Source organism: Bradyrhizobium sp. CB3481 (genome assembly GCF_029714305.1).
Classification (GTDB): domain Bacteria; phylum Pseudomonadota; class Alphaproteobacteria; order Rhizobiales; family Xanthobacteraceae; genus Bradyrhizobium.
Map to the genome: position 1 here is coordinate 2,156,110 of NZ_CP121647.1, position 25,970 is coordinate 2,182,079.

The 25,970-nt window shown below is 58.8% G+C and carries 21 protein-coding genes and 4 pseudogenes; 9 read left to right on the forward strand and 16 right to left on the reverse strand.

The window, feature by feature from the left end:
- Position 1 precedes the first annotated feature (1 nt).
- Genes QA643_RS10420 through QA643_RS10435 form a run of 4 tightly spaced genes read right to left on the reverse strand, consistent with a single transcriptional unit; the run spans position 2 to position 4,228 of the window.
- Positions 2-1,054 (reverse strand): ABC transporter ATP-binding protein, encoded by a 1,053-nt coding sequence (locus tag QA643_RS10420; RefSeq protein ID WP_283033084.1) that lies wholly within the window; start codon positions 1,052-1,054, stop codon positions 2-4.
- Positions 1,051-1,890: a carbohydrate ABC transporter permease gene (locus QA643_RS10425; protein ID WP_283033085.1), complete on the reverse strand. Its 840-nt coding sequence runs from the start codon at positions 1,888-1,890 to the stop codon at positions 1,051-1,053. The genes QA643_RS10420 and QA643_RS10425 overlap by 4 nt, the downstream gene beginning before the upstream one ends.
- Positions 1,887-2,819 carry a sugar ABC transporter permease gene (locus QA643_RS10430; RefSeq protein WP_283033086.1) on the reverse strand — a complete coding sequence of 311 codons (933 nt, stop codon included), beginning with the start codon at positions 2,817-2,819 and terminating at the stop codon, positions 1,887-1,889. The genes QA643_RS10425 and QA643_RS10430 overlap by 4 nt, the downstream gene beginning before the upstream one ends.
- Before the next feature lie 14 nt (positions 2,820-2,833).
- Positions 2,834-4,228, reverse strand: coding sequence for a sugar ABC transporter substrate-binding protein (locus tag QA643_RS10435; protein WP_283033087.1), 1,395 nt, complete (start codon positions 4,226-4,228; stop codon positions 2,834-2,836).
- Between the two features lie 2,996 nt (positions 4,229-7,224).
- Between QA643_RS10435 and QA643_RS10445 the strand changes: the two genes are divergently transcribed.
- A complete protein-coding gene (locus QA643_RS10445) occupies positions 7,225-7,446 on the forward strand; it encodes a hypothetical protein (protein WP_283033088.1) in 222 nt (73 codons plus the stop codon).
- A 247-nt stretch (positions 7,447-7,693) separates the two neighbouring features.
- Here the strand turns inward: QA643_RS10445 and QA643_RS10450 are convergent.
- The 8 genes and pseudogenes from QA643_RS10450 to QA643_RS10485 form a co-directional block, all read right to left on the reverse strand.
- A pseudogene (locus QA643_RS10450) lies at positions 7,694-7,897 on the reverse strand (PRC-barrel domain-containing protein); the annotation flags it as partial.
- Positions 7,898-8,164: 267 nt separating this feature from the next.
- Positions 8,165-8,254: pseudogene (locus tag QA643_RS10455) on the reverse strand (SOS response-associated peptidase); the annotation flags it as partial.
- 27 nt (positions 8,255-8,281) lie between these two features.
- Positions 8,282-8,521 (reverse strand): hypothetical protein, encoded by a 240-nt coding sequence (locus tag QA643_RS10460; protein ID WP_283028218.1) that lies wholly within the window; start codon positions 8,519-8,521, stop codon positions 8,282-8,284.
- Positions 8,518-10,164: an IS66 family transposase gene (locus tag QA643_RS10465; protein ID WP_283028219.1), complete on the reverse strand. Its 1,647-nt coding sequence runs from the start codon at positions 10,162-10,164 to the stop codon at positions 8,518-8,520. The genes QA643_RS10460 and QA643_RS10465 overlap by 4 nt, the downstream gene beginning before the upstream one ends.
- A gap of 69 nt (positions 10,165-10,233) precedes the next feature.
- Entirely contained in the window at positions 10,234-10,581 is a 348-nt protein-coding gene (tnpB, locus tag QA643_RS10470) for an IS66 family insertion sequence element accessory protein TnpB (RefSeq protein WP_349253214.1), read from the reverse strand.
- A 236-nt stretch (positions 10,582-10,817) separates the two neighbouring features.
- Positions 10,818-10,973 (reverse strand): annotated as a pseudogene (locus tag QA643_RS10475) (transposase); the annotation flags it as partial.
- An 88-nt stretch (positions 10,974-11,061) separates the two neighbouring features.
- Positions 11,062-11,562: pseudogene (locus QA643_RS10480) on the reverse strand (SOS response-associated peptidase family protein); the annotation flags it as partial.
- A gap of 682 nt (positions 11,563-12,244) precedes the next feature.
- A complete protein-coding gene (locus tag QA643_RS10485; RefSeq protein WP_283034768.1) occupies positions 12,245-12,649 on the reverse strand; it encodes a hypothetical protein in 405 nt (134 codons plus the stop codon).
- A gap of 179 nt (positions 12,650-12,828) precedes the next feature.
- Between QA643_RS10485 and QA643_RS10490 the strand changes: the two genes are divergently transcribed.
- The 3 genes from QA643_RS10490 to QA643_RS10500 all read left to right on the forward strand — a co-directional run bounded on the left by QA643_RS10490 (position 12,829) and on the right by QA643_RS10500 (position 14,511).
- Complete coding sequence (locus QA643_RS10490) at positions 12,829-13,056, forward strand: hypothetical protein (protein WP_283033089.1); 228 nt, start codon at positions 12,829-12,831, stop codon at positions 13,054-13,056.
- Between the two features lie 608 nt (positions 13,057-13,664).
- Positions 13,665-13,844: a hypothetical protein gene (locus QA643_RS10495; RefSeq protein ID WP_283033090.1), complete on the forward strand. Its 180-nt coding sequence runs from the start codon at positions 13,665-13,667 to the stop codon at positions 13,842-13,844.
- 418 nt (positions 13,845-14,262) lie between these two features.
- Positions 14,263-14,511 carry a hypothetical protein gene (locus QA643_RS10500; protein ID WP_283033091.1) on the forward strand — a complete coding sequence of 83 codons (249 nt, stop codon included), beginning with the start codon at positions 14,263-14,265 and terminating at the stop codon, positions 14,509-14,511.
- A gap of 3,197 nt (positions 14,512-17,708) precedes the next feature.
- Here QA643_RS10500 and QA643_RS10515 read toward each other — a convergent pair.
- The 4 genes from QA643_RS10515 to QA643_RS10530 form a co-directional block, all read right to left on the reverse strand.
- Entirely contained in the window at positions 17,709-18,164 is a 456-nt protein-coding gene (locus QA643_RS10515; RefSeq protein WP_283033093.1) for a nuclear transport factor 2 family protein, read from the reverse strand.
- A gap of 661 nt (positions 18,165-18,825) precedes the next feature.
- Positions 18,826-19,086, reverse strand: coding sequence for a hypothetical protein (locus QA643_RS10520; RefSeq protein WP_283033094.1), 261 nt, complete (start codon positions 19,084-19,086; stop codon positions 18,826-18,828).
- 312 nt (positions 19,087-19,398) lie between these two features.
- Positions 19,399-19,608, reverse strand: a complete 210-nt coding sequence (locus QA643_RS10525; protein WP_283033095.1) for a PRC-barrel domain containing protein — start codon at positions 19,606-19,608, stop codon at positions 19,399-19,401.
- Between the two features lie 161 nt (positions 19,609-19,769).
- Entirely contained in the window at positions 19,770-20,408 is a 639-nt protein-coding gene (locus QA643_RS10530; protein WP_283033096.1) for a phasin family protein, read from the reverse strand.
- A 557-nt stretch (positions 20,409-20,965) separates the two neighbouring features.
- Here QA643_RS10530 and QA643_RS10535 point away from each other — a divergent pair.
- From QA643_RS10535 to QA643_RS10555, 5 genes are all read left to right on the forward strand, one after another.
- Complete coding sequence (locus tag QA643_RS10535; RefSeq protein WP_283033097.1) at positions 20,966-21,448, forward strand: Phasin protein; 483 nt, start codon at positions 20,966-20,968, stop codon at positions 21,446-21,448.
- Between the two features lie 247 nt (positions 21,449-21,695).
- Positions 21,696-22,574 (forward strand): BA14K family protein, encoded by an 879-nt coding sequence (locus QA643_RS10540; RefSeq protein WP_283033098.1) that lies wholly within the window; start codon positions 21,696-21,698, stop codon positions 22,572-22,574.
- Positions 22,575-23,157: 583 nt separating this feature from the next.
- The gene (locus tag QA643_RS10545) at positions 23,158-23,331 is read left to right on the forward strand and encodes a hypothetical protein (RefSeq protein WP_283033099.1); all 174 of its coding nucleotides are present in this window, start codon (positions 23,158-23,160) and stop codon (positions 23,329-23,331) included.
- Positions 23,332-23,398: 67 nt separating this feature from the next.
- On the forward strand, positions 23,399-23,671 hold the full coding sequence (locus QA643_RS10550; protein ID WP_283033100.1) for a hypothetical protein: 273 nt from the start codon (positions 23,399-23,401) through the stop codon (positions 23,669-23,671).
- Between the two features lie 1,175 nt (positions 23,672-24,846).
- Positions 24,847-25,752: a hypothetical protein gene (locus QA643_RS10555; protein ID WP_283033101.1), complete on the forward strand. Its 906-nt coding sequence runs from the start codon at positions 24,847-24,849 to the stop codon at positions 25,750-25,752.
- Positions 25,753-25,970 lie beyond the last annotated feature (218 nt).

Sequence of the window (25,970 nt, forward strand, 5' to 3'; positions counted from 1 at the left end):
GTCAAAGCCGCTTTCCGGTCTCGGGATCGAACAGATGGATGTCGTGCGGGCGTGCCGCCACCGTGATGACGTCGCCCTCACGCGGCACGTCCTCATGGTTGGCGCGTACGCGCATCAAGGTGCCGGCGCAGTCGACGTCGAGCACGGCGGTGTCGCCGAGGTCCTCAACCAGATCGACCTTGGCCTTCAGCCCGTCCGGCGCGAGACGCAGCGCGCCGGGCCGGATGCCCGCGATCACGTCGCGCGCGCCTGCGCTCTGCAGGGCGGTCTTCAACGCATGGCCGGCGATGGTGACGCTGCCGTTAGCATAGCGGGCGGGCACCAGGTTCATCGGCGGGTTGCCGATGAAGCCAGCAATGTCGATCGAGTTCGGCCGGGCAAACACTTCCGCCGGTGTGCCGACCTGCTGGATTTCGCCCGCCATGAACACAGCCATGCGGTCGGCCAGCGTCATCGCCTCTTCCTGGTCGTGGGTGACATAAACCGCGGTGACGCCGAGCGAGCGCTGCAGCTTCTTCAGTTCGGCCCGCGTCTCGATCCGCAGCTTGGCGTCGAGATTGGAGAGCGGCTCGTCGAGTAGGAACAGTCGCGCCTTGCGCACGATGGCGCGGGCGAGCGCACAGCGCTGCTGCTGGCCGCCGGAGAGTTGCCCGGGCTTACGGTCGAGTAGATGATCGATCTTGACCTTGCGCGCCGCTTCCTTCACCGCGGGCCGGATCTCCTTTTTCGGCAGGTTGCTCATCTCGAGCGGGAAGGCGATGTTTTCCGCGACGGTCATATGCGGATAGAGCGCATAGCTCTGGAACACCATGGCGATGTCGCGATCGCGCGCATCGACGGAGGTTACGTCCTTGCCGTCGATGAAGACGCAGCCGGCGGTCGGGGCATCAAGCCCGGCGAGAATCCGCAAAGTCGTGCTCTTGCCGGAACCGGAGGGACCCAGCAGGGCGAAGAACTCGCCGGGCTTGATTTCGAAATTGACGTTTCTGAGCGCGGCGAACTCGCCGTGCATCTTGACGATGTCCTGGAAACGCACTGTTCCGCGGCCGCTCATCGGCGCCCTCCACCCTTGACGGCGCCGACTGTCAATCCCTTGACGATATGTTTTTGCGCGACCACGCCGAGCACGACAACGGGCAGCATCGCCAGCACCGAGACGGCGGCAAGCTTCGCCCAAAGCGTTTGCTCGACGGAAACGAAATTGAACATCGCAACCGTCACCGGCCGTACCGTATTGCCGCTCAGGACAACGGCGAACAGGAATTCGTTCCAGGCATTGAGGAACACGAACACGACGGTCACGGCGATGCCGCCCCGCACTTGCGGGATGATGATCCGCCACAGCGTGCGCAGCCGGCTCGCGCCGTCGAGATAGGCGGCTTCCTCCATCTCGAACGGGATGTCTTCGAAATAGGAGACCAAAAGCCAGATTGCGAAGGGCAGCGAGAAGGAGAGATAGATCAGGATGATGCCCTGATATGTATCGATCCAGCCGATGTCCTTCAGCACCAGGAAGTACGGGATAATGATGCCGACCGGCGGCAGCATTTGTGTCGCCAGCACATAGAAGCCGGCGAACTTCTTGCCGCGAAACCGCAGCCGCGCGAGCGCATAAGCCGCGGGCACCGCCATCAGCATGGTGACAACCGTGGTGCCGATCGAGATCACCATGCTGGAGATCAGGTTCGGCAGGATCGAGCCGGAGCCGAACAGCACGTCGCGATAGGCTTCCAGTGTCGGCGAGAAGAACAGCTTTGGCGGATAGGCCAGCGCGTCGCGGTCGGTCTTCAGCGAGTTCAGCACGCTCCAGACCACGGGGAATGCCCAAGCCAGCAAAAACACGAGCGAGATCGCCAGCAGCGCAAAGAGGCGAAGGCGTTTTGCGTTCACTTGGCTCTCCGCATCGCAAAGAGAATGGCCGAGATCAGGATGGTGACCATCAGAAGCGCCACCGCCAGCGCCGAGCCGTAGCCGATGGAGAGCTCCGTGAAGGACTTCCGGTAGGCATAGAGATTGAGGATTTCCGTCGCGGTGCCGGGACCGCCCCCGGTCACGGTGAAGATCGCGGCAAAGGCAGTCAGCGCCACCATAGTGCGCATGATGATCACCATCACGATGGCCGGACGTAACAAGGGAAGGGTGATGCGCCGAAAGCGCTGCCAGGCGGTGGCGCGATCGAGCCGCGCCGCCTCGTAGATATCCTCAGGCAGCGCGGCGAGCGAGGCGAGCAGCACCATGAAGGCGAACGGCGTCCACTGCCAGGTATGGATCACGATCACCGAGACCATGGCAAGGAAGGGATCGCCGAGCCAGTTCTTGCTGCCGAGCCCGGCATTGATGGCAAGGAAATCGACAATGCCGAACTCCGGCGCGAGCATGAAGGTGCGCCAGATCATGCCGACCACGGCCGGCGATAGTACGACAGGCAGGATCGCGATGATGCGAAACCAGCCCTGGCCGCGCTTCATGTCCATCACCAAGAGCGCCAGTGCCAGCCCAATGATGACCTGCAGTATGACAGTCGAGCCGGTGTAGACGAGGCTGATCAGGAGCGACGACCAGAACCGTTCGTCGGCCAGCAATACTCGGTAGTTTTCGACGCCGACGAAGCCGTTCATGAACGGCATAGCCAGATCCATTCGGAACGCGCTGGTCCAGACTAGGAACAGCAGCGGGAAGGTGGTGGTCGCTAGCAGCGCCAGAAACGCCGGCGCCAGCAGTACCGCCGCGAACCGGCACTGGCGCTGCGCCAGCACACGGCCGTAATCGCTTGCGACGATTGCGGTCGCCTTGTCGGTTGTTATTGCGGCCGACGCCATCGATCAGCCGAGCGTTAACCGCGCATCATCGGCTCGATGCGCTTCTGCGCATCATCGAGCGCGGCCTTCACGGTGGCCTGGCTGGAGAGGGCGGACTGGATGGCGGTCGCCATGGTGTCGCCGATAGCCGGCCATTGCGGCACGCGCGGCCGCCAGTCGACGTCGGTATCGTTCTCCAGCGCCTGCATGGTGGCTTCGACGAAATTGTCGCCAAAGCCGTTCATCAGCTTTACATAGTCCGGATCCTTCCAGATTGAGGTGCGGTTGACGCCGGAGCGCTTGGTCGGACCTGCAAAGCGATGTGCGGTGCGCGCCTGCGTCTCTGCGCTCGCTGCCCACTGGATGAACAGCCAGGTCGCCTTTTTCTTCTTGTCGGGTAGCGCGGCGTTGATCGGGAAACCCCAGTTCCAGATCGAGGTGACGCGCTTGCCGGACGGGCCCTTGGGCCAGCGCGCATAAGCGATCTTGCCGATCACCTTGGACTTCTCGGGATGGTTGACAACCGACGCCGAGGAATGCGCATCGATATAGTTCGCGACCGTCCCTTGCGAAAAGGCGTCGGCAATATCAGGCCAGTTCCAGTTCGCCGCCGCCTGAGGCGCATATTTGCGCATCACGTCGACATACCAGCCGAGGGCCGCCTCGGCCTCGGAGCCGTTGACGATGAGCTTGCCGTCCTTCATCCAGATGCCGCCGAACTCGCGGAAGATCGAGGGGTAGATGTACATGTTCTGCCCCGCGCCGGCGACGCCGCGCAGCGCGCAGCCCCAGACGCGGTCGTTTGGATTGTTTAGCGCTGCCGCGTTGGCAACATAGGCCTCCAGCGTGTCGGCCGGCTTCAGGCCCTTCGCGTCGTAGAGGTCCTTGCGATAGACTTGGATGGTGACTTCGCCGTCGTACGGCACGCCGTAGAGCTTGCCGTCGATGCTGTCGGCGCTGCGCCAGGCCGGGATGATGTCGTCGAATTTGAACCAGGCCTCATCGGTCAGCGATTTATCTTTAAGATACGTATCGAGCGGCTCCACCCATTTGTTCGCGACATAAAGCGAATAATACATAGGGTCGGCAGCGTGCGTGGCGTAAGTGCCGGTCTTCGAGGTGAGGTCGATCACGCATTTCTGCCGGATCTGGGCCGGCGGAATTTTCTCGAAGCGGACGTCGATGCCGGTCAGCGTCTTGAACTGCGGGACGAGCGTGATGAGGTTCTCGAAATAGCTCGCGGGGATCACAGCGACCGTGATGGTCTCGCCCGACGCTTGCTGCCAGTCGATCTCGGCCGCCTTGTAGGGCGCAAGGTCAGCCTCCTGCGCCGCAGCCTGTCGCAACAGGGCAGGGCCCATCCCGATCAGGGTGGCGGCTGCCGTGCCGGTCCTGAGGAACGTACGTCGCGTGGGCCTGAATGACCGCATCTCCTGTCCTCCCCTCGGCTTTCGTTTAGCCCGGCTTTGCCGGTTAAGTTAAGACAATGTGCCAAATGTTATAACAAGTCAACTCATCGGCTAACTCGAAGGCGGCGCGTATGCTGAATCAGCGCTGAGCCTTTGCAGCCTTCTCGATGTGTTGGGCGACTCCTTCGAGAGCTGTACGGCTAGGTGTCGAAACGTAAGAGCGTCGCGCTCGCATCTGCAGCGTCCGATCTCGCTGAGGGTGAGCCAACGCACAGATCCGTCCATTGGATTTCGACAGTTGAGAACACCCACACGGCTAGTTCTTGCAACAAAGTGAACTTTGCCCGCTCTGCTGAGACAAGCCTCACCATCACGTTGCGCAGCGACCAGCGTAAGCCCCGCCGTGGTTATGGCGAATAGCGTGAGCGGTAATATGTAGTCGGCACCTCAAAGCGAGGATAAATCGCGACGATTGATAGGCCTATCGACAGTGCCGAAGCCAGGAGCCCCGAACCGCGATCAAGCAGCAGGCCAGAGACAAAGACACTTGGCAGCAGCAAAAAAAGACGTGTCAATGCTATTTGCGCCTGAAGTCCAAGCTCCATCAGACCGCTGTTCTGCATAGTCAGCGCCGTGAAGCCGTAACCGTGCAAGCGCTGGAAACTTTCGGTCGGGCAGTAGCTCGATCCAGCGATCCATTCCGGATAAAGCTGTAAGTTGGCCCGCGTCCCCGCCGGAACATGGGAAGGATGAGGCCGTTGAAGGTCTGCATCAACGTCCGGCTAACATCCGAAGGGATATGTCCATGTACTTGCGCCGGAGAGTCCCTCTCATCGTTTTCCTCAGCCTCCTAACTTACATGCAATCAAGGGCGGCCGGCTTGGAGTGGCGAAGGTACAGCATTCCGACCACCGGCCTCAGCGTAGACGTTCCAACATCGATTTTTGAGCAGGATGGGGGTGCGATAGACGGGAACCTTGGCCGGCAGCTCTTCACAAAAGATCGCCGGGCCAACCTCACAATCAGGTCTTTTCCCAATCCGAGTAACGACTCGCCTGCCGTTTTTTTGCAGAGAATGAACCCTCCAGCCGGCATCCAGTACAGGAGAGTGACACCCGAGTTTTTCGCCGTGTCCAGTATTCGAGATGATCGCACTTGGTATAATCGATGTAATCAAGCCAACCGATTCATGAACTGCGTCTTGATCAACTACCCGGCGTCGGAGGAGCGCCAATGGGATGCGGTTGTCACGCGGATCAGCTTGTCGCTGGCGAAATAGCGCGGGAGTCGAAGCATGGCTTCCTCCGTGATTGCGGTGCCTCGCATTGTTGATCGAGGCGCGCTATCGGCCCCCAGGGCGCAGCCTTAGCTATTGGCCACATTCGACCTTGACCTAGATCAAACAATTCCCTTCGATCTGCTGCTTGCAGCCATCCTGGTCTAGGTCAACAGCGTTACCAGTTCTCGAAACTCATCATGCCGCAACGATGACATGCGGGCTGGCATACTGCTGCATCTTCGGCGCTGTTTCCGTGATTAAAGGCGCGCTGCTGCGAAAAGCTGCAGCCGCACAGACAGAGCTGAAGCATTTCAACCAAAGAGGCTCAAGCTGGCGCGCCGGGCCAGCCCAAGTCCGGACGCAGATTCTGAGCACTCGGTGCTGACGAGGGCGCAGCTTTCGCACCTGAACAGCCTGCATTCCGCGTGATTGCCCAAGAACTTCATCGGCTGTAAGCAAAGTTCGCATGCCCTCACGGGCGTACTGCGTCCACCCTCTCCAAAAATAATCTTCATTTCCAAGTCCCCACGTGCCGCTCGGCATAGGAATCTGATTCACACCGCCTTTAAAGAGACAAATGCCGTCCGATGATCAAAGCGCAGGCGCTCTATGCCTCTTCATGCGTGCCGGCATCTGCTTCTAACGATCTGTCCCGCGTCACCAAACTTGAGAGCTGTCTGCTGGACTTCGCCAAACACTGCGTATGAAACCACCACCTCGTCACCTTCGGCCTGCAAACCTTCAAGTTCGCCGGCTGGACTCTGAGCGAATTGCAGCTGCCAATATATTGCGGCACGCGCCAACTGCTGGCGCGTGTCCATTGCAGCATTCCAGCGACGCGCTCTCAGAGTACAGGTCTGCTATCGAAAGATCGCTTACGCGGTAAGCGTCCAGCCAATCGATCGCGGCGGCCATCGGTCGAAGAAACTCATTTGTCCTACCTACTTGCCATCAAGCCAGCGGGTTAGGACCTATCCACTGAATACCAGCTGAACTCCTTGTTCAGGATGGTGCAGCAGCACCGAAACCTAGGACACCTTGCGAGCGGCTTGGAGGATCCTCGAACAATCCGCAGCCGCCGCCCAATCGAACCAATGGCGTCTGCACGTTGGCTGACACTTGGCTAATATGCTCAGCGCTGTGACCCGGCGGCATAAGCGGCATGGGGCGTATCGTCGCCATGATTTAGGCCTATGAACGAGTGGCTTCAATCGCCCGGCCTGAGATCGCTCGACTATGTTGCTCGGTCTCCTATCCGGATCGGTCGGTCTCACGCTCCTGATGGCGCGGACAGTGGTTATGATCCATTTTGACCGGAAAGCCTTCGAGTAGGGCCGCCTAAGTTCGCGCCCTTTTCATTTCGAAGAGGTTCGACGCTGATGTCCGGAACGAATGCTCAAACCCGACTGAAGGCAAACGACCCCGGCGCTATACGCTACGCCAAGGCCGCCAACCCGGTTGGGTTTTCTTCCGGCCTTGGGGCAAGGGCATCAGCCGGAAGCCTAGATTAGACGTTTTGCGGAACTCAGAGTTCCTTACCTATGCTATTCCTCGCCCCAAATGCGATGCTCGAAGCCACCAAGAGGCCGCTCGGGGCGCCTGTTTTTTCCCTGACTAACCCGCCGGATCAATGTAACTCGCAGCTACACCGAAACCCCCGCTAAGCGTTTTTGGCCGTGAACGGGTTCCCGTGGTAGAAATGCCCTTTGTAACGCAGATGGGCTGGGAGGGTTAGAAAATGGCTATCTACCTACATTTGCAAACCCACGTTATGGGGCCGAAAGAGGTTAGCCGCATCACGGACGCTTACGAGAAGACGCTACGTACCCTCTGCGTCAAAGATCGCGACGACCCACTGACGGAAATGATCGCGAAGACGATAATCAAAGTCGCGCAAACCGGTATCAAGGACCCCGCACAGATTTCGGTTCTGGCAATTAAGGAACTTGAAACCCGGTAGAGCCTGGCCGATCTCATCGCCTCTCACGCTGGAACCGAAACCATTTTTACTTGCCAGAATTTACCAACGGGGCGTGGCAAGCGATGAGGCGCGCTATGACCCGGCTCCCAGCGGGCGACGTGTTTCTTACAGTCGCCGTCACGTCTGTCACTTTCCTAATCGAGATCGGGTTTTTCATCTTGGTCGGAATGTTTTGAAAGGAACGCGGCGCTCTGGGCAGCGTGCAGTCGACGCGAAAGGACCAGTTCTCCGGGAACTTGATGATTGAAACTGGCCATCTTCCATCATGACCTTTGATCGAAATCCGAAGCCCGTGCAATTCATCCAGCCAAACGTTCTCGACGGTACCAGCCCTTCCGTCGGTAAGGACGACGGCTTTGCCGATCAATTCAGATTGCGCTTCACCGGGCTCGTTCAAAATCCTTGACGCACGGTGTTTCACCGATGGCATTGCTCGTCCATGTTCGGCCGAACCATCTGCGGCTCAACGGCGAGGTTTTTTCCAATGCCCCGGATCGGGAACGATTGACGGTGAACGCTCCTGCAGTTCGCGGAGCCGGTCGACGTGCTTTCTAATGCTCGCTGGCAGTTCGGCCTCTGGTTTTAGCGACGCCCGCAATCTCTCGCCGATCTCTTGAACGATGGCGCGGCTGTGCCGGTGGTAAACGTCAACGCGGTTGAGCATACGCAACTCTCCGCTTGTGAGCGCGGCCAACAATTGCGGCAACGCCTTCGCCTCATCCCAAGGGGCGTGCAACCAAACATCGCACTCCTCTTTCAGGATTACCGGCATCGGCTTGGGGTGGATCGTATCCATTCGGCGTAGGCCGCAGGGTTAGCGCCTGAGCAATCCAGGGTTCTCTTTGTAGAACCTAATCAGCTCGATGAGGTTTTCGATTCCGAAGTCGGTGAACGCCTGGACGCCGTCTTCTCCGACGCCATAGACCCAGATGACGCCGTCCTCGATTTCCATTTCGTTGGCGATGTCCCACAGCCAATCTTCATCTTCGCCGAGGTCCTTGGCGACCTTGGTAATAGTGGTGACGTGATGGACCTTGTTGACGTGGGTGGTCATGCCGCTCGAGCGGAGAGCGTTGATGCCGGCGTCCAATTCCAGGGCAGAAGTTCGTCCAGCCGATGAGCCGGATGGGCGGCGATGCGGGCGAGGATATCGGTGAGCCAGGCTTGCGGGTCGATGCCGTTCATTTTTGCCGTGATGATGAGGCTGTACATAGCTGCCGCGCGCCGCCCTCCGCGATCAGATCCGCAGAACAGCCAGGACTTCCGTCCAAGAGCGATGCCTCGCAAGCCTCGTTCGGCGGCATTGTTGGAGAGACACACGCGTCCGTCTTCGAGGAACAGCGTAAAGCTCGCCCAACGCTTCAGGATGTAGTTGAACGCCTTGGCCAGGTCGTGACCGCGGGACAGTTTGGCGAGCTGCTCGCGCATGTAGACCTGAAGGTCCTCGACCAGAGGCCGGCTCAGCGTCTGTCGCACCTGAAGTCGCCCTTCGGGGCTCCTGCCATTGATGGAGCGTTCGATCTCGAACAGCGCATCGATCCGCCGCACGACCTCGATCGCGATCGGAGAGAGCGGGATTTCCTTCTTTCCGGCACCCTTGCGCCGCGCATTCTCTTCGATGTCGGCCATGGCAAAGAACGGGCGCCTTCCATGTGACCAGCAGGCAGCCTCCCGGATCGGTCCGGGCTCGCGCCCGGCCAGATAGAGCTGGTTGTACCCGTCATAGGCGTCGGCCTGCAGGATGCCGGCATACCGGGCCAGATGCTGCTGGGGATGTTCGCCCTTGCGGTCGCGTGAGTAGTAGAACATCGCTGCTGGCGGACCCGCGCCCCCAAACGGCCGGTCGTCCCGAACGTAGATCCAGCACCGTCCCGTATCGGTCTTGCCCTTGGCCAGCACCGGCACCGTCGTATCGTCGGCATGAAGCCGCTCGGCTGCCATGACATGGGCTTCTACCAGGCGCAGCAGGGGATCCAGCGACGCACAGACCGACCCCACGGCATCGGCCATGGTCGACAGCGCGATCGGCACCCCTTCCAGGGCATAGCGCTCGGCCTGGCGGTTCAAGGGCTGATGCTGGCCGAACTTCTCGAACATGATCATGGCCAGGAGGCTCGGGCCGGCCCATCCCCGGGCGATGGCATGGAATGGCGCCGGCGGCTGGCTGATCTTCTCGCAATCGCGGCAGGAGAACTTCTCCCGGACCGTCTCGATCACCTTCCACTGGCGCGGCACTACTTCCAGCGTGCGCGTCACGTCCTCGCCGAGCTTGCGAAGGCGATTGCTGCCGCAGCATTCACAAGCCGTAGGTCCTTCGATCACCACCCGCTCCCTGGGAAGGTGCTCAGGGAAGGTCTGGCGCTCAGCGCGCTTGCGCGTAAATCCGCGCACCGTCGTCTTCGCCACGGCTCGTTCCGCCGCAAGCTCGTCCTCGGTGGCGTCGGCTTCCAGCTCTTCGAACGTCAGTGCCAACTGCTCGATCAGCCGCGCCGAACGTTCCGACCGCTGCCCATAGATCTGATGCTTCAGCTTGGCAATCTGCAACTGCTGCTGGGCGATCAGCGCTTCGTCTTCCGACGCCTTCGCGCGAGCGACCGCGAGCTCGGCGGCGATCTCCAAACCCTTCGCGCGCTCGACCGCCAGCGCCTCCTTCAGGGCGGCAACGTCATCCGGAACAGTGTCGCGGTCGGCATCCATGCGACGCAGTGAATCACAGATTGGACGCGATGGGACTCCCAAAATGGCAGCAACCGCAGATTTCTTCGCTCAGCCCGCGCTTTGCGGCCGCCAGCTTAGTTGCGGATTCCGCCAGTCGATGCCCTCGAGCATATAGGCCATCTGCGCCGCTGAGATCGATACCGCGCCGGCCGACGCCGAGGGCCAGATGAACTTCCCACGGTCGAGGCGCTTGGCGTAGAGCGACATGCCCAGCCCATCGTGCCAAAGAATCTTGACGAGGTCACCGCGGCGGCCCCGGAAGATGTAGAGATCGCCGGCATGGGGATCGCGCTTCAAGCTCTCCTGAACTGTAAGAGCCAGGCTTTGCATGCCACGACGCATGTCGGTGTGGCCAGTGGCGATCCAAACCCTGACGCCGCTCGGAATCGGGATCATCGTCGCCGCAGCAGCTCAAGAATTCGCTGCAGCGCCTCAACGTCCACGTCACGGTCAACGCGAACGCGGCAGCCTCCGCCAAGCTCGATCTCGATGATTCCAGCCCTTGCACGTTGCGCAGGCGGTGAAGCCACTGGTTGTGGCGCGTCGCTCGAAGTCGGAGCCGCCATCGGTGTGATTTCGACCGGAACGAGAGCTGGCACAGAATCTCCGCCCAGTCGACCCTGGCGCGCCTGTCGACGCCAAGTGAACAGCAGGCTGTGAGCCACCCCATGCCGGCGCGCGACGCCGCAGACCGTCTCGCCAGCCTGCAAGGTCTCTTCGACAAGGCGAACCTTCTCGTCGTAACTCCATCGCCGCCGACGCTCGGCGCCCAACACATTGACCTGCATTCGCCACGTGACCTTAAAGCTAGACTTAAGGTCAAATCCTCGGGCCGCCAATCAAACTACACAAGGCGGCCGCCGCCGGAGGGATACGGTGGATCGGCTCGACGACGGCGTTCGCCGATGTGGTCAGGAAGCCATAAACCAAATGCGGTCCGGCGATCGGCTTGGACTTGGTGCCTCGATCGCCGTTGAACTCGGTCCAGATGCCAGCGAACGCAAACGGCGGCCGCTCCTAATTGAGCGCGAACCAGACGACATCCTTCTTCTTGGTTTCCGGGTTCGGCTCGGGCGCGTATTGAGCGAAGCTGTTGGCGGGCACCAAGCAGCGGTTCTCCGCCTTTAGCCAGGCCCGCCAGTGCGGCGATGACGTGTTGCGGATATTGGTGGCCGGCGGCCCGCCAGTTCGCGGCGGCGCCGGCATGCCCACCGCATCAGCACCATCTCGCGATCGGCCGCGGCGTTGCTAACTACCGGCGCCGGATAGTCTGGAAACACGGCCCGACATCGGCGCCAGGTTGCCGACGTATCGGTTCATCACGCGGAACAGCGCGACGGATCGCCTCTTGCCTCGTGGTGATCGAATAGTGCACATCAGGTTTACGGGGTTTGGGCCGGTTCAAGAAGAACTGTCGGTTACCGAGGGCCGCCTCGGCATATTGGTCGATCGCCCACCTGTCGCCGACGATCGGCCAGTTCCCGGCGGCGTGCCCGGTTGGCTGAAACGAGCAACCAAGATGGCCGCGAACTGCGGCCGGATGCTCTGAGCCACTCGCCCGGCGACATGGAACAGTCAGCGTTCGCCCTCGTTACACCGCATCGTGCTCAAGGGAGACTCCCACATGTTGAAGATCGCTTTTGCCTTGGCGACAGCCACGGTGGCTCTGGCTACGACCCCGCTTACCATTCCGGCCAACGCCCAAGGCGTCAAGATGGCTCAAGGCGTTGATGTCCAAATCGGACGGGATCGCGAGGACCGCTACTATAGGGACCGTAACCGCTACGACCGCGACACCACAGTTGGCGTCGGCCCCGGAGGCGTCACCGTCGGCCCAAGACAACGCTGCCGCACAGAGACTGTCACGGTCGACCGTGATGATGGTCGTAGGGTTACCCGCAGGGAGCGCCGCTGCGACTAGCGTCAATCGCTCTTTCCGGGAACATAGCCATTGGCTCGGCCCGGTCAGGATGCGCATTCGGCTCCTCGTAGGCACGGCGGGGAGCGAGGCAGCGCGTTACGGCCCGATATCGACGACCGTGGTCAAACGCCTGATCTATCAGCGGGAACGCTTCGGAAGCTTCGGAAGTCTGTGAGGGTTGAATGTCGGCGGCGGCGCGGTCGGCTCGGGCGCTGTCACCGATTGCTCGCTCAGAATGAGCGTTCCCTCAAGAAGCACTCCCGGCACCTGCTCGGCCGTTCCTACGTACCTAGCTATCTTGCCGTCGCACGTTCCTTCAAGCTTCATTGTGAGCTCATCAGCGCCAAAGACCGTTGCGTGTCCTTCGGTATGCCGTTTAGTTGTTATGATCGCGGTGAACCGATCTCCATCGACTTCGCAGGAGCCGCTGTAGCTCATGATGCTATCACCGCCCCCGATTTTGCCGTCTTGGACGTGGGCGATGCCGGTGCCTTGGCCTAGCGGGGTCTTGAACCACGCCGCATAAGTGCCGTCTGGAAGCATGCCAGGAAACCTCTCAACAACAGCCCTGGCATAGTTCGGCATGACTGCCACTAAGAGACGGTTAATTCCGGACACACGGCTGCGGAATCGTGAAGTTAGGATGGGCAGTTCCACGGAACTCCACTGGTGGAACCGCGCCGGACACATGCAGCGTCGTCGCTCCGTTCCCCATACTCGTCATGAGCGAAACGACGCAATCCATCTTCGCGAACTCCTTCCAGATTGCTTGGGCCTATCTGGAAGCAACGGGTGAACTGGGCAATCCCGATCGGGCCGCACTGCACCTGCTCAATACTGTTGAAGCCATGATGCGGCAGGGCGAAAGACGACAACTCCTCCTCGCCAACAAAGCGATTACTGCCTATCAGCGGTTCAGAGCGGAGCAGGCGCTGTCCATTGCCTCCTAGAGGAAAGGGAGCACTTTGATATCGCTCAACGGCTGACGTGAGCGCCGCTTGTGCTTCGGATTACTTTGCGCCGCCCCAGTTTGCCGTTAGGCGATCCAGGCCGCTTCCATTGGGCTGGTTGTTGTCTTGCTGCCACGTTCGCCCAAAAACAGTTAAGGCTTTGAGGCAAGTGGCTAGCTCGCTCCCATGACATTCAGGTAGCGTTCAGGTCAGCCGTCTTAACTCGGATGACTAGGCAAGTAGGTGAGCCCCGTGACCCGATGGCCCTCGCGATAGATTGGCTCGATGCTTACCGCGCTGCCCGCATCAACAGATTGTCGGGATGTACAGCCCTGACGCGGTGATCGAGTGCGCTTGTGGCGGCCGCAAGATCATCCACAGCAGTCAGGAAGGTACTGCGGCCTACTGGCGGCACCGTCTTGTTGAAAGCCCTGCTTATGGACTGGAAGATTTGCAGGTGGACGGTGCTGCCGTAGCCATCTCCTACCGGACGAGCAGCGGGATCATTCGGGCGCTGCGGGACATCGCTGATAATGGGCTAATCGTTCGCTGTGGCTGCGGGCCTGTGACCCGCGATTTTACGAACGTGTCGCGAGGAGGAAGCGAAGATGCAGGACACGTTAGCCCAGTTGGAGAAACTTCGCAGTGACGCGGCGGAATGTGAGCTAATCCGCGACTTGGCTACCGATCCCAAGAAGCGCGAGCTATTCGACCGGCTCGCGGCACACCTCACGGTATTAGCGTCTGAGGTTGAGAGGGCGATGCTGGAGAGCAGCAAGGGCCAATAGTGGCAACCGGGCGGATGCCAAGCAGTCAGGCATTCGGCCTGATCTTGAACACCGCTTTCCAATCTGAAAAGAAGTACGCCCCTGTCCATTCATGGACGGGCGTCCCGCAGCTTCCGCAATAGAACTCTCCCGGACAGTCATCCGCTGTTCGTTCCTGGCTCGCTCGATAGATCGTCCTGCAATGGGGACATGAGAAATGAACGGTGATGTGGGTGTCGCTGTTCATGACAAGCCACCTCTGTTCTCCAGAAGCACCGGGATTGGGCTGGCGTTGCGACAAGGCTGTCCGGCGCCCATCAAGGGCGAATCAATGTAATAAAGGAACGTAGCCTGATCCTACATCAGCCCAATGAGGCTCCAAATAGCAACAAATCGCCGCCTTTTCAGTTACGGGTGTTTGTTATCTGAATGAGAGCCGATGCCTCGCTATTGCTTCGACTTGCGCAAGAACGGCGAACTTGCCGCTGACGAAGAAGGCTTGGACCTGCCCAATCTACAGGTCGTCCAGATAGAGGCCGCTCGTTCTTTGGTCGACATGGCTAGACACGCAGTCTGGGATAAGGCCGAGACCATTCTCGGGCACCGCATGGCTATCGAGGTCCGGGACGACAAAGGTCCCGTTCTACAAGCCAAGTTCACATTTGAACTTGAGCGGCACGAACAGTAAGGCCGGCTGCTGGTGGCCCGACGCATGACGCTGTGGGACGACATACGTCGGGCTAGCCACAACGGGTTCACCCACCGGAATGGCTGAATCAGCCGCGCTGGCTGGAGAAGAGGCTATAGCTTTCATTCGAATGTAGAACTTCGTGGGACTACGGTAGGCGACAAACGAGCTGACGCGGTTGCTCCGGCGATCAATGGATAGCGGTCGCTCCAATCGTACCCGTTTCGGTAGTTTCGTAGTCCGCCTCGCGCCCGGCGCGGCGCAGCCGACCGAAATCATCTGCGACCAGGTGAGCCGTTTCGTCGTTGCCGCTCGGGACGATCGAGGCGTCCAATTGGACCTACGCATAATCAACTCCACGCAATTACGACTCAAACTGACTTCGACCAAATCCTTCCGACGGGAAGAACTGGATCCCGGAACATTATGCCGCGTTGCTTGGAGCATCAGGAGATGTCGCAGGATGGCGACGGCAAAGAAGAAATCAAGTCGCGGGCGCAAACAGGACCGGGCGCGCGTGGCCGGCGGTCAGGATTATGAGGGTCGGTACGAGAAGAAAGCCGGACGATCGGCGAGTGGGTCTGTGAGAACCACGCCGAGCGCCCTTTCTTAGGGGAGAGCGCTTGCGATTGCGGTCCCGCCGGTGCGCCGTGTCCAATCTGTAATAAGACCGATCCAGACGCTCCTGCGGACGTCCCTTCCATGCCGCCGGGCTTCATCGCCGAAGCAAGGTGAACGTGCCAGGCACCCGAGGATTTATTGCGGCACGCACATCTGGGATTGCCGATCCCAGCGATGGTATGGGCCACAAGGTGGGCTCGGGCGGGAGGTTGCCGGACACACGTTCCGGACGGGGAGAGCCTGCTGCCATCCATCGCGGACACAACCACCTCGCGGCGCGACACTGCACCCAACACCACATCCGCCTGCAGCCGAAGCTGGCTCGCCAAGAGCGCACACTGCGAGGCAAAGGCCGAGGCACACAGCGCGTAGGATCATTTTGCGAAGCTCCGGCGTGATTAAGTTGTGGCCCCGGCGCGGGAAGAAACCGGGGCCACAGCGTGCCTTCAGCAGGCTTTGGGGGCAGGAAGCTGAAGGCCGAAGTAAATGCGGATCAAAGGCGATTGTTCCTGATCCAACCGAGCGCATGGTGTCTCTCGAGCGCCGGGGCGGCTGGCCTGTTGAGGGCGCGCAGCATGGAGCACGCAATGAAAGAGGCCGCCAATCTAGGCGGCCTCTTTGTCCTCTTGGAAGCCGCTATCTGCGGCCTGGCGGGCCGATGTGGGTGTGGTTCGAGTCTCCGAAACCCCAGCCCGGTTTTGAACCGCCTTTACCCCCTGAACCCGCTGAACCAGCGATAGCTCGCGAATTCAGGCTGGTGCCGAGGAGGAGTGTTATGGCGGGCGGTGTCACAATCGCAAACCGGCCTGCCTTCTTGAGAAAGTCGCGACGCGCCCGGATCTATCGGCGAGTCCGAGGCCGCTAGCCTACCTCCAGACGCTGCTTGGGGGGGCGACGGAAAAAGCTGGAGGCTCCCGTATATGCCCATCGTAAATGATCGTTCCTGCAGGCGCCGGCTCACCCTGGCGGGCGCTCCTTTGAGCAAGATCAAGGAACGCTGCTCTATCGATTACGTTCTGTTTCACACCGAGCGACTCGAAGCACCGAGTCGTTGAGGTTGCGAGGCCCGGACTCCTAGGCACCCTGGGCCTCGTTTACTGGTTGTAGGAATAGATCTTGAAATGCTAAGTGAGGTCACCAGCTTAGCTTAAATGGCCGGCGGCCCTATGCCGACCACTTCCAATTGCCCTGCCTCAACAGAAGCGATGGTCAGCACAGGGGTCAAATGGCCAACATGTTCGCTTTTCCGAGCCACGACAGATTCGAAGTGGAACGAGCCGTTAACCGGTATTTTCTCACAAACAATTCCTTGGTTCCGCGGCTCTGCCTATACAAGAAGATTTGCGGGTGCTGGGTTACTATTTTGACATTCGAGAGGGCGACGAATTCGCCCTGAGAAGACGGCATGGAACTCTCATCCATCCAAGCCGTGCAGGAAAGAAGCCGCCCGGTCGCTGGCCGATATGGCCGGTGACGCGATCCGCCAGCAGTACGACGGCGCCAGGCACCAAATGGCAATCGAAATCCGAGACGACAACGGACCCGTACTGCAGGTGAGGATCACCTACGAGATCATTGAGATCGGTTCATACAGACTCGGGAGTAAGTGTGAAAGTGTGTTCAGTTGTGAACAGACAGTAGCTCGCCAAGTTGAGCTAATTCGGTATTGGCACTCTTTCCTGATTCCTAAGGGCGGGGCGTACCGTGCAAAAGAGGCGTCGTCTTAAGCAAATCCAATCCCTTGAAGAGCGTCTATCCGAAACTGCCAAGCGTTTACGTGAGGAAGCTAGGTTGCTTCCACCTGGGCTTCTTAGACAGACACTTTTGCGGAAAGCCCGACAAGCTGAGACCGGCTCACATATAAGCCAATGGCTCTCATCACCGGGACTGAGGTCGCCGGAGTAATGGTTGATCGTCTCAAGAGCGCCACAGAGCATCTGGAAGCGCCTGGCTGCCCGAACTGTCAGATCGAAATGAAATGGTTCTGCTCTAAGCTGGTCAGGGAGGAGCCGGTGCCGGTCATCGAACACCAATTCATCTGTCCGAGTTGCAGACGGGTGGAGCGGTCGCGAACCGAACTCGCGCCAGTCCGAGTGCTACCGGACAAGCTGTCCGCCCCCCGTCTAGCCGCCGCGTGAGCGACTTTAGCGTCTGCCCACACTACCGCGCTTGCTTTCGTGGAAGTCTGGCCTGACGTCGGCACCTCGCTTACCACGCTTCTTGCACACAAACCGCGGCTCAACGTCCGACAGCCGAACATCGTCCGGCCGGCGGTCGGCGGGGAGGGTGGTCGAGTGACTGCAGCAGTACCAGAAGACGTCCACGCGGAACACACGCCCGACTGCCTCATCTCTCCAAAGGTAATTTTCTGTTCGCCTGGCATGCGCCCAATGCTACCAAAAACCGGCCGCAGCCAGAATTAGCCATTCCAAAGCGGGGTGCGTGTCGTCCGGAAGCGCAGTGCGGCTTGACCGGGATACGGCATCAGCTTGGCGAGAGTTCCTTCCTTGAATCAGGGCTGTGGTAGTCAGGCTCAACGGGCCCGACCAACAGCGCTTCCAGCGCGTGTTCAGCAGTTAAGGCATACGGCTGGCGTGGTGGTGCACCAGCAGCCACTTGTTACTGCGCTTTTCGAATATGTTCGTCGCAAGCGCCGATATGTCCAGCACGTCACCGTTCGCTCGATGCGCGTACACCTTTTCAATACCTACGACCCAAGCGACGTTGCCGTTGATCGTTATCTGCGGATTGTCCATCACAACTGAGAAGTCTTTGTACCTGCCCGGATGATCCGCATAACTTTTTTGGACGGCCTCCCAACCCAGGATCGGTACTTTACTTGCGGGGTGTATAACGGAAACAGACCCGTCCTGGGCCCAAGTCGCCTCAATAGCCCTGACGTGCAGCTTGGAAAACGCCTGCTCGACCTGCGTGTTCGCTGCAAGCACGTCAGCCTTATCATCTGCGCGTGCTGAGACCGCTCCGGATGCCACCAAGAGCATGGGTACGAGCGAGCGACTGAAAGGCTTCATATGTGGTGGCTCCATTGCGAGGCGCATTCTCCCAAGATTGACCCAGCGCCGCGTCGCTCGCAAGCGGCCGATTTGGGACCAGGCCCAGTCTCCCACCACCGAAACTGCCGCCGCGGCAACGACGCATCCCGAGATAAAGCCGAGCAAGCGATGAAGCGAGCGATTCAGGGGTTCTGCGGCGGCGTGCTGATCCCGATGGCTTTTACGCTCATCATCACCTTGCTGAGCCGGAGACCCCCGCGGCCCCTAATTGCACCCGGTAAGGCGCAAGAGGCGCAGCGGGCCGAGAAGGTGGCCTGTAACCTTCCGCGGATCTGAAAGAAGGTCACCCACGGTCGTCCTCGTTAAGAACGACCGCTTCAGCATCTGTTGGCTTGGGCATTGCCATCTCATGGATGGCGACGGCTCCGGGTGAGAGCCGTCCCCCCCTCACCAGGGGGCGGCCCTCGGTGAGGCACCGCCGCTAACTGGAGGCCTCCGACGCCGCGAGTGCGGCATCTATGTCGCGGTCGGCGGCAGACCACGACTCTCTAGCCGGCTCCGAAAAAGTGAGTAGCTTGACCTACGACAAAACCTTTCGGATGTGAGGCGCCGATTAGCGCGGCTGCGAGGCGAGCCTTTTCTCGCGTGTACTGAACGGTAGTTCGCTTGTCGTCGAAATCTACCGGTCCATTACAACTGTGCGTTCGCGGTCTTCACGATTTTTCTCGATGGTCGCAATCATCTCTGGCGTTTCAAATTCATCTTCTTTGACCTTCGCCACGTTCCGTGCGCTGTCGCGATAAATGGCGACTCGACTAGAACCTGTCGTGGTGTTTCGTTCGAGTACGGCGAGACTGGTCGTGGGCTTAGTTTCTTCTGACCTGACCGGGAGAACCGCTAGCGCGCTTGCTGCCAGGAGCGCGATCAAAACATACCGCATGGACTTGCTCCAGCTTCATTACCCGACAGATCAACAGGAGAGCTATGGAGCTGGTTCCGCCGATTTTCTGCCGCGGAATGCCCAATCGTAGCGGCCCCCGGCTGAATTCCTAGTGCGCGACGCTGGCACCAAAGCTATTGCCAGCGCCGAGTGGTTCCATGAGGTCAAGTCGCTTTCGGTCTCATGGTTCTGCGCAAAAGAGGTGCGCCTGAGGGCGGCCACGACTGGATCATGCAGTTTCCCTGGATCGCCGAGACTGCCCTGCAACATCCGCTCCAAGCAGTTCGTGCTCCGTACGGCCTGGATTGAAAATCACGCCTGAAGCAGCTTGATCGTAGAAACCGGCCACTTGCCAGGATGACCTGCGATGGAGATCCGCAAACCGTGCATTTCATCCAAAAAAATCGCCTCGACGGTACCTGCCTTCCCGTCGGAGAGCACAACGGCCTTTCCGATCAGCTCCACCTCAGCTTTGTGATACTCTCGAAGAATTGCAGATGCGTGCTGTTTGGGGAAGGGCATCAGGTCCGGTGTCCCGCCGAGTGGAGTTCCTCGATTGCCTTCTTCACCCTTTGTGACTTGGCTTGCGGCCAAGCGAGTAACAAGCGTCGTTGTCGCGTAGCGTAGCCCTGAGGAGAAGAGCGGCTGCAGCCGCTCTTCTTTAACGATCTCTGCCCGGTCGGTTAGGCGCTGCGCCGGAACTCTTCCATGCTTTGTTTCATCTGCTTTCCGGTGTCCTCAGCCATCTTGAGCGACATATCGGCTACCCGCCGACTGCTCTCCAAGGCAGTTTCGATGGTCTCTCGCACCATGTCGCTTTGTACGGCCGCGAAGTCCTGAGGAGTTCGGCAAGTCCATAATTCATTCATGCGTTCCATATTCTTTTCGAGCTGGTGCCGAACCATCTGGAAGTACTCCCGAGACATTCCGCTCATCACCCTGGCAGCAGCGGTGCCGGTATAAAGCACCGTTTGTGCGTTGCGCGCCGATCGCTGCGTTGCTTCCGTAGCCTGTTGCACAGCGTCTTCTGACACGCCGAGCGTGCGACCGAGTTGCTCGGCAGACCGCCCCATCGCCGATGTAGCGGTTTCTAGACCGAGACGCCACGCGTCCTGCAAGGTCTCGACGTTCTGTTTAAATAGGTCCGCACCGGCTCGAGCCACTTGCTCACCAGTCTCAGCCGCAGCTTGCCCAACACGCGACGTCTGCTCGGCTGCAGCTTGTCCGATACGGGTGGTCTGCTCAGCAGCCCTCTCGCCGGCGCGTCGAGCTGCCTCTTCATTGCCTTGCGTAAACTTGTCCTCTTGGCGTGGATTCGCCATTTCTGTTCTCCGGTCATTTGTAGGTTGATGACTTGCCCCAGCCTCCCGGTAAGAACCAGACCTAGGTAAGACCGTTCCTAAGTCCACAATTATTACGGCTCGACGTGGAAGAGAAAATTGGAACACTTACTGCACTGATGCTGGCACACATTGCGTCCTTCGTTTCGCCCTTAACAATCAACGCTGTTCCAACTGCGTCGGGAAGAAGTGGGGCTTTCCCGCGCCGAATCGACTTTGATGGGACGCCGATGGATCCCAAAGACATTGCGTTTGAAATCGTTCAAGCAGCGAATCCGTGTTGCTGGAGTGGACCGCTTTTCTTCATGCCAGTCGAATGCGCACGGGCGTCGCGCCTACCCGCGCTGACGCTGTTCTCGATGCCGAACTGGCCATTGAAAAAGCTTTGGAGCCTCGAAATCGCTCGAGGGGTAGCTGCTCCGACGTCGGCACTTAGTGACTAGAAGAATTTCGGGAGGAACTGGAAATTGGCTGTGTCTGGAACGGTAGCTCGCACGGCCTGTTGTCTTCCAAAGAACCAACGAGCTTTGGAGGCTCAGATGAGCAAGCGTAAGCCAGGCAAGGCGTCAAAGCGCGCCCGTAGCCCCGCCATAGCCGCAAGAGCCCACGGCAAGCGGCAGGCTGTCGTTAGAAGCGCGAAAGACAATCTCTTGCGCCCTGTTGCCGCTGGGCCGATTGAGTTTCATGACGATGCAAAAAAAGAAGCTCCCAACGTGGAGAAACAAGAGGCTCCGGAAGTCGAGAAACCAGAGGCTCCTATCACTGCGAATCCGGTGCAAGCCGCCCCCTGTCAGGAGAGAGGGTTTGATCCTGTTTCAGCGACGGGAACCATAGTGGCTTATCAAGTGAAGCTTGTCCAATTGACACAAGCCAATTTGCGGTTTGCCTTTGATTTCAGCCAAAAGCTCGCGACGATCAGGTCGCCATTCCAATTTGCCGACGTGGTTGTCGAATTTACAAAACGGCGCGCGGACATGTTGGGGGAGCAGGCGACAGAAATGGCCGAACTCACGAAACGGTAATTCAAGTCATCTCCGCCGCGCGGCACGCTTTCAATGGAGAGCAATTTGCGCGATCTTGCGCCCGCCACCACAAGTGCGACTGTGTTTTTCAACGCCAGAGCCGATCGAGCAGTATGCGACTTAGCCTGTTTTTGGCTGCGGTCCAAGTTTCGCACGAGCGTTTCAATCATTTAATAGCTGTTCACAAATGGACCGCAATCAATCGTCAAGTCCATGATATGCCGTCACCAGCGTCCGGGGCTTTGCCATGAACAGCGTACAAACGCATTTGGAAAAGATCCGCTCAGACGCCGCAGAATGTATGTTGTTGAGCAGGCTCGTCGCTGACGGGAAAGGTCAGGTGTTCATTAAGACGGCGGAGCATCTGAACGCGCTCGCGCTTGAACTTGAACAAACGACAAAAAGTGTCCTCCCAGCGGCCGGTGTTGAAAGCGTGCCAGGGCAATTTGCGGGAGGCCTTGAAGAATGCGTTGCCCCGTCAAGTATAAAGGACCTGCAAAACCAGGTTCGGCCGCGCAAAATGCTTACCATGTTACTACTTTGTTTGGTAGTTGTAGGAAGCGTTCTCGGCGCGTCTTCTGAAAAAGCTAGGGAGTATTGGTCTTTCTATTTGTTGAGGCCAACGCAGAAGATACCTTTTGCAAGCTCTGAACAAACAACACAGGTAGTCACCGCTTTGCTATCGCAAGAGCAGGCCGAGCGGAAGAAAATAATGGAACAGCTAAACGAGCTTACCGCTCGTCTAGATGTTCTCGTAACCTCATTGAAAAACGCTGACCCGGCACGTGAACAGATTGCAGAACGCGCAAACAATGACTTGGCCGTCCCAGAAGAAAAGTCCGGCAGATCTGCGGCTAAGGGACCGGGACCGTCTGAAGGAGAAAAATCGGCTACTGACGAAAATCTCGCTCCTGCGCGGGAGCGAGCGTCTTCAACAACGCCAGCGGACGCCGTTCTTCCTGAATCTGTCGATCGGGTTGGGGCGATAGCGAATTCAAAACGGGCTGAGGCAACTAACCGCAGGGCCGCCGCGGGCCCGCAAGGCTGCACACAGTTCCGCTCTTTCGATCCAGTATCGCAGACCTACACGACATGGGATGGACGACGGCGTGAGTGTCGGCAATGAACTTCTCACGTCCACGGCCTCAGGGCAACCTTGCCAATTGTTAGGAGCACGATCTTCTTTGCTGCGAACCTGACAATTCCTTCTACGGAAGCAGCACGAGCGCGGTGCATCAACCCTGTCGATCGCTTCCCTACAGGCGCGGGATGGGGCCGCTTTTTCGGTAGGGGACAGCCTCTCTTCCAGGTGGCGTGTTGGCGGACGCCTGCGCATCTGGTGCTCGCCTTAGTATCGTTTGTGCCGCCTCCCAATAAGCTGTCGCGGCTTTTTGATCCTCAGCAGAATCCTCATCTCTTGGGTTAATAAGGGTCTCTAGTTCATTAGTGGTGGATAGGTAGCTTCGCGGAAAGCGAGCGGAGGCATCAGAAGAAACACAAAGCATGAACCGCTGCACCGGCTGCGGCCACCGCAGGTATGATAGTGCGCCAAGTGGTCATTGTTGACCTCTGCCGAGCACTAGCGCGAAAGTTTTACCGTTGCTGGAAACACCAATGCCGACGAAACCGCCGCGCTGTCATCGTGTCAGTCTGACTGTGCGCCGGCCCAGTATCTTACTTGAACTATTGCAACGGAAGGCTCTCGTAAGATGTTTGAAGCTGTTCCAGCATTTCTCATCGTCATTAGCATCGCCATTCTGGTCGTCCACACGCTGGACGCGTTTCGAATGGGCGCGCGCCTTGAAATGATTTGCTGCCTCGACTGGCCGCGTCCAAGCGCGATCGTTCCTGGAAAGCAAGATAGAAGTGATTGCGACCACTGAAGTGTTTGCCTGGCCGAAAAGGAACTCGGCCCTGGAAGATGGAGTCTCAATCGTCTCAGGATAGTGCATGGCCTACATGGCCTCCACCGGGCCGGTGAAGTCTTCTGCCATCCACCGCGGACACAGCCGTCCAGGCAGCGCGACAGTGTTGCCGGCACAGGTAAGGAGGCGGATATTCATCGCGCAGTTCCTGGCAATTCAGCTTTCGGGGAGGAATCAGGGCCGCAGCATATCTTCAGGGGTTTTGGGGAAGCTGAAGGCAGAAGTAAATTCTACTTTGTTTGTTCCTGAGCCCGTGATCTTGCGCGTCAGTGGTGCTCGACAAAGTCTCGGCACCTAGCTTTGTTGCGGCTGCTCCCTGTATAAAGGATAGCAAATCTGAACGCCGAGCCGTCTATGGCTTGATCGTCTTAGCCTGTCGGCGAGGGCACGATGGATCCGGTTCGCGCTCCACACGTTGTTGTCCTATGACAGCGACATGGGCAATTTTGATTATTTGGCTCGCGGCGCAGCTTCCGCTCGCGACACTTGTCGGCAAGTCTATAAAGCTGGGCCGCGGCTCTTCAATGAGAGACGCACGACTGCATCCGGCTGTAGTTTGGTGCTGAGCTCTCTACCGGAGCGATCTGCGGACGCGCTGTGCTTTACCCTTAATGAGGAGCGTGTGTTCGGCGTGGCGTGGCCACTTTCTTTCATATCAGCTCGATCTCCAGGGTTGGGAGCTCCTCCTGACTTACCCATTATCCCAGCGCTTTCAAACGCGACAATTGCGCCGCCAGCGCTGCGCGGAAACTTGCGATATCTCGAAAGTTTGTCACGGTCTGCCTTCCGCTGAAAGCCTAGTTGCCTCTGCCTCTCACCTGTGAGGTGATCCCGCGAGGCGGTCGGGTAAGCGCTGGACGGCTCCACTGTTCTCCTAGCGAACGGCATCCCGTATTTCCCAAGTTAACAGATCTTGCCGGGTCCGCAGGACGCCTCGAAGGCCGGTCCGGCAAAAGCTTCCGTTGCGGAAGCGGGTAAGGGGTAATGGGTCGCTGCGCCGGCAGAGCCACGCCCACAACTGGAACCTTCTACTATGTTTCGAGTTATAATTCGCCTCATTGTGCACCGCGACTGCACGCAGATCAAAAGGCATTTCCGTGTGGCCAAAGCTTCCGTTGTTTTATGATCTATTCACCGTAGGGCTTTTGACCGGCGGTTGCCTGTTGATATGCCTTGGACACAGGGCCGAGAGCCAAAGCCGTGAGTCATTGGTAAATGCAGCAGGCGATGTTAGGTGCAGAGATGAAGCCGTTGATTCAGCTGCGGAGCCTCAACGGGAAGCAATGAAGCATGATGACGCCGCTGAACCACAAATCCAGCCTGAACTGGCTTTGCTCAACACGACCCTCGACGTGAACTCGGCTATGGAGGGTGAGTATTCGCCCGAGCATAATAAGTACGCGCGCAGTGTCTCAGCAGCATTAACGAAGTCTAGGCATCTGTCTGCTGGTTAGTGGATCGGAGGGCCGGGACGTGCATCAGCCAATTGAAACTGGCCCGAAGGACGGCAAAGCGGTCACCGAAGATCACGTAGCTGGTTGGTCTGAGCTAGCTCAGGACTCCGCTAAAAAGGGTGGGCACTGCGAGGTCGCTCCGATCTATTGGCATGCGATGAATCGCGCAAAACAGCTGGACAATAAGGAAAGCTCTGACGCGGTATTCCAGACGACATCGGGAGTCCCTGCGTCCCCAGGAATTGCCCCCTTTGCGATGGTGGCCTGCTCGGATTCACCTAGCGTGACGGCTGCTGACAATGAGATCGCACGTGCAGTGCACAAGGTGTCAGCCAAGCGTCGCCTCGCAACCTTGTGCGGTGTAGCCATGGTGGCCGCATCGCTAACCTCTATGTATTTCCGCGCTGATTTTGCAACCTATGTGGCTCGGCATAGTGAGACAATTGGCGCGCAGATGCCAATTTGGACCATCTCGCCTCCGCGGGCGGCCAACCTTGTGTTCGATGACACAGCGCCGCAGGGGCAGACGGTGGGCGTCAACTTGCCGGCTCGGGATGCGCAGGTTGTTGCTGCGAGTGCACCATTGCAGGGGTCTGACCTCTATGAGCGGACGAATGCCCTAGAAAAAGAGCTGCTTGCCTTGCGCGGAGCTCTCGCAGAAGCACAGGAGACCAAAGTTCGATCCATTCAGGCGGCGCAGGATGCCAGCACCGCTTTGCAGCAATCTTTGGAGAAGATGGCTCTCCTGGAGACTAGGCTTGAACTAGCACGCCGGCACATCGAACAAGGAGCGATCTCACCCCCGCGCTCCCGTCGGATTCCGCGTCGCAAGGCGGGCACTTCCTTCCAGCCGGATTTTTTCGGGCTTTTCAGCTCGTCGTCTCATCGAACGGCTCACCGGCGTTCTACCCACATCCGCCAATAAATTCGAAGTGCTTGAGCAAAGCTGCTATCGCTGCACGGGGCCAATTTGCACGCAAAGGCTCTGGGCCAGCGATTTTTCTTCTGATTGACTAACACCGAACCCGGGCCAACGAATTTGGCTGTTATTGCCGAGCGTCTGTAGTGAGCTGTATCAGACAAGTTGCCGACTTTTCCCGACAGGTCCTTGTGACTTATGCCGGTCGGGGATCACTATTTAAT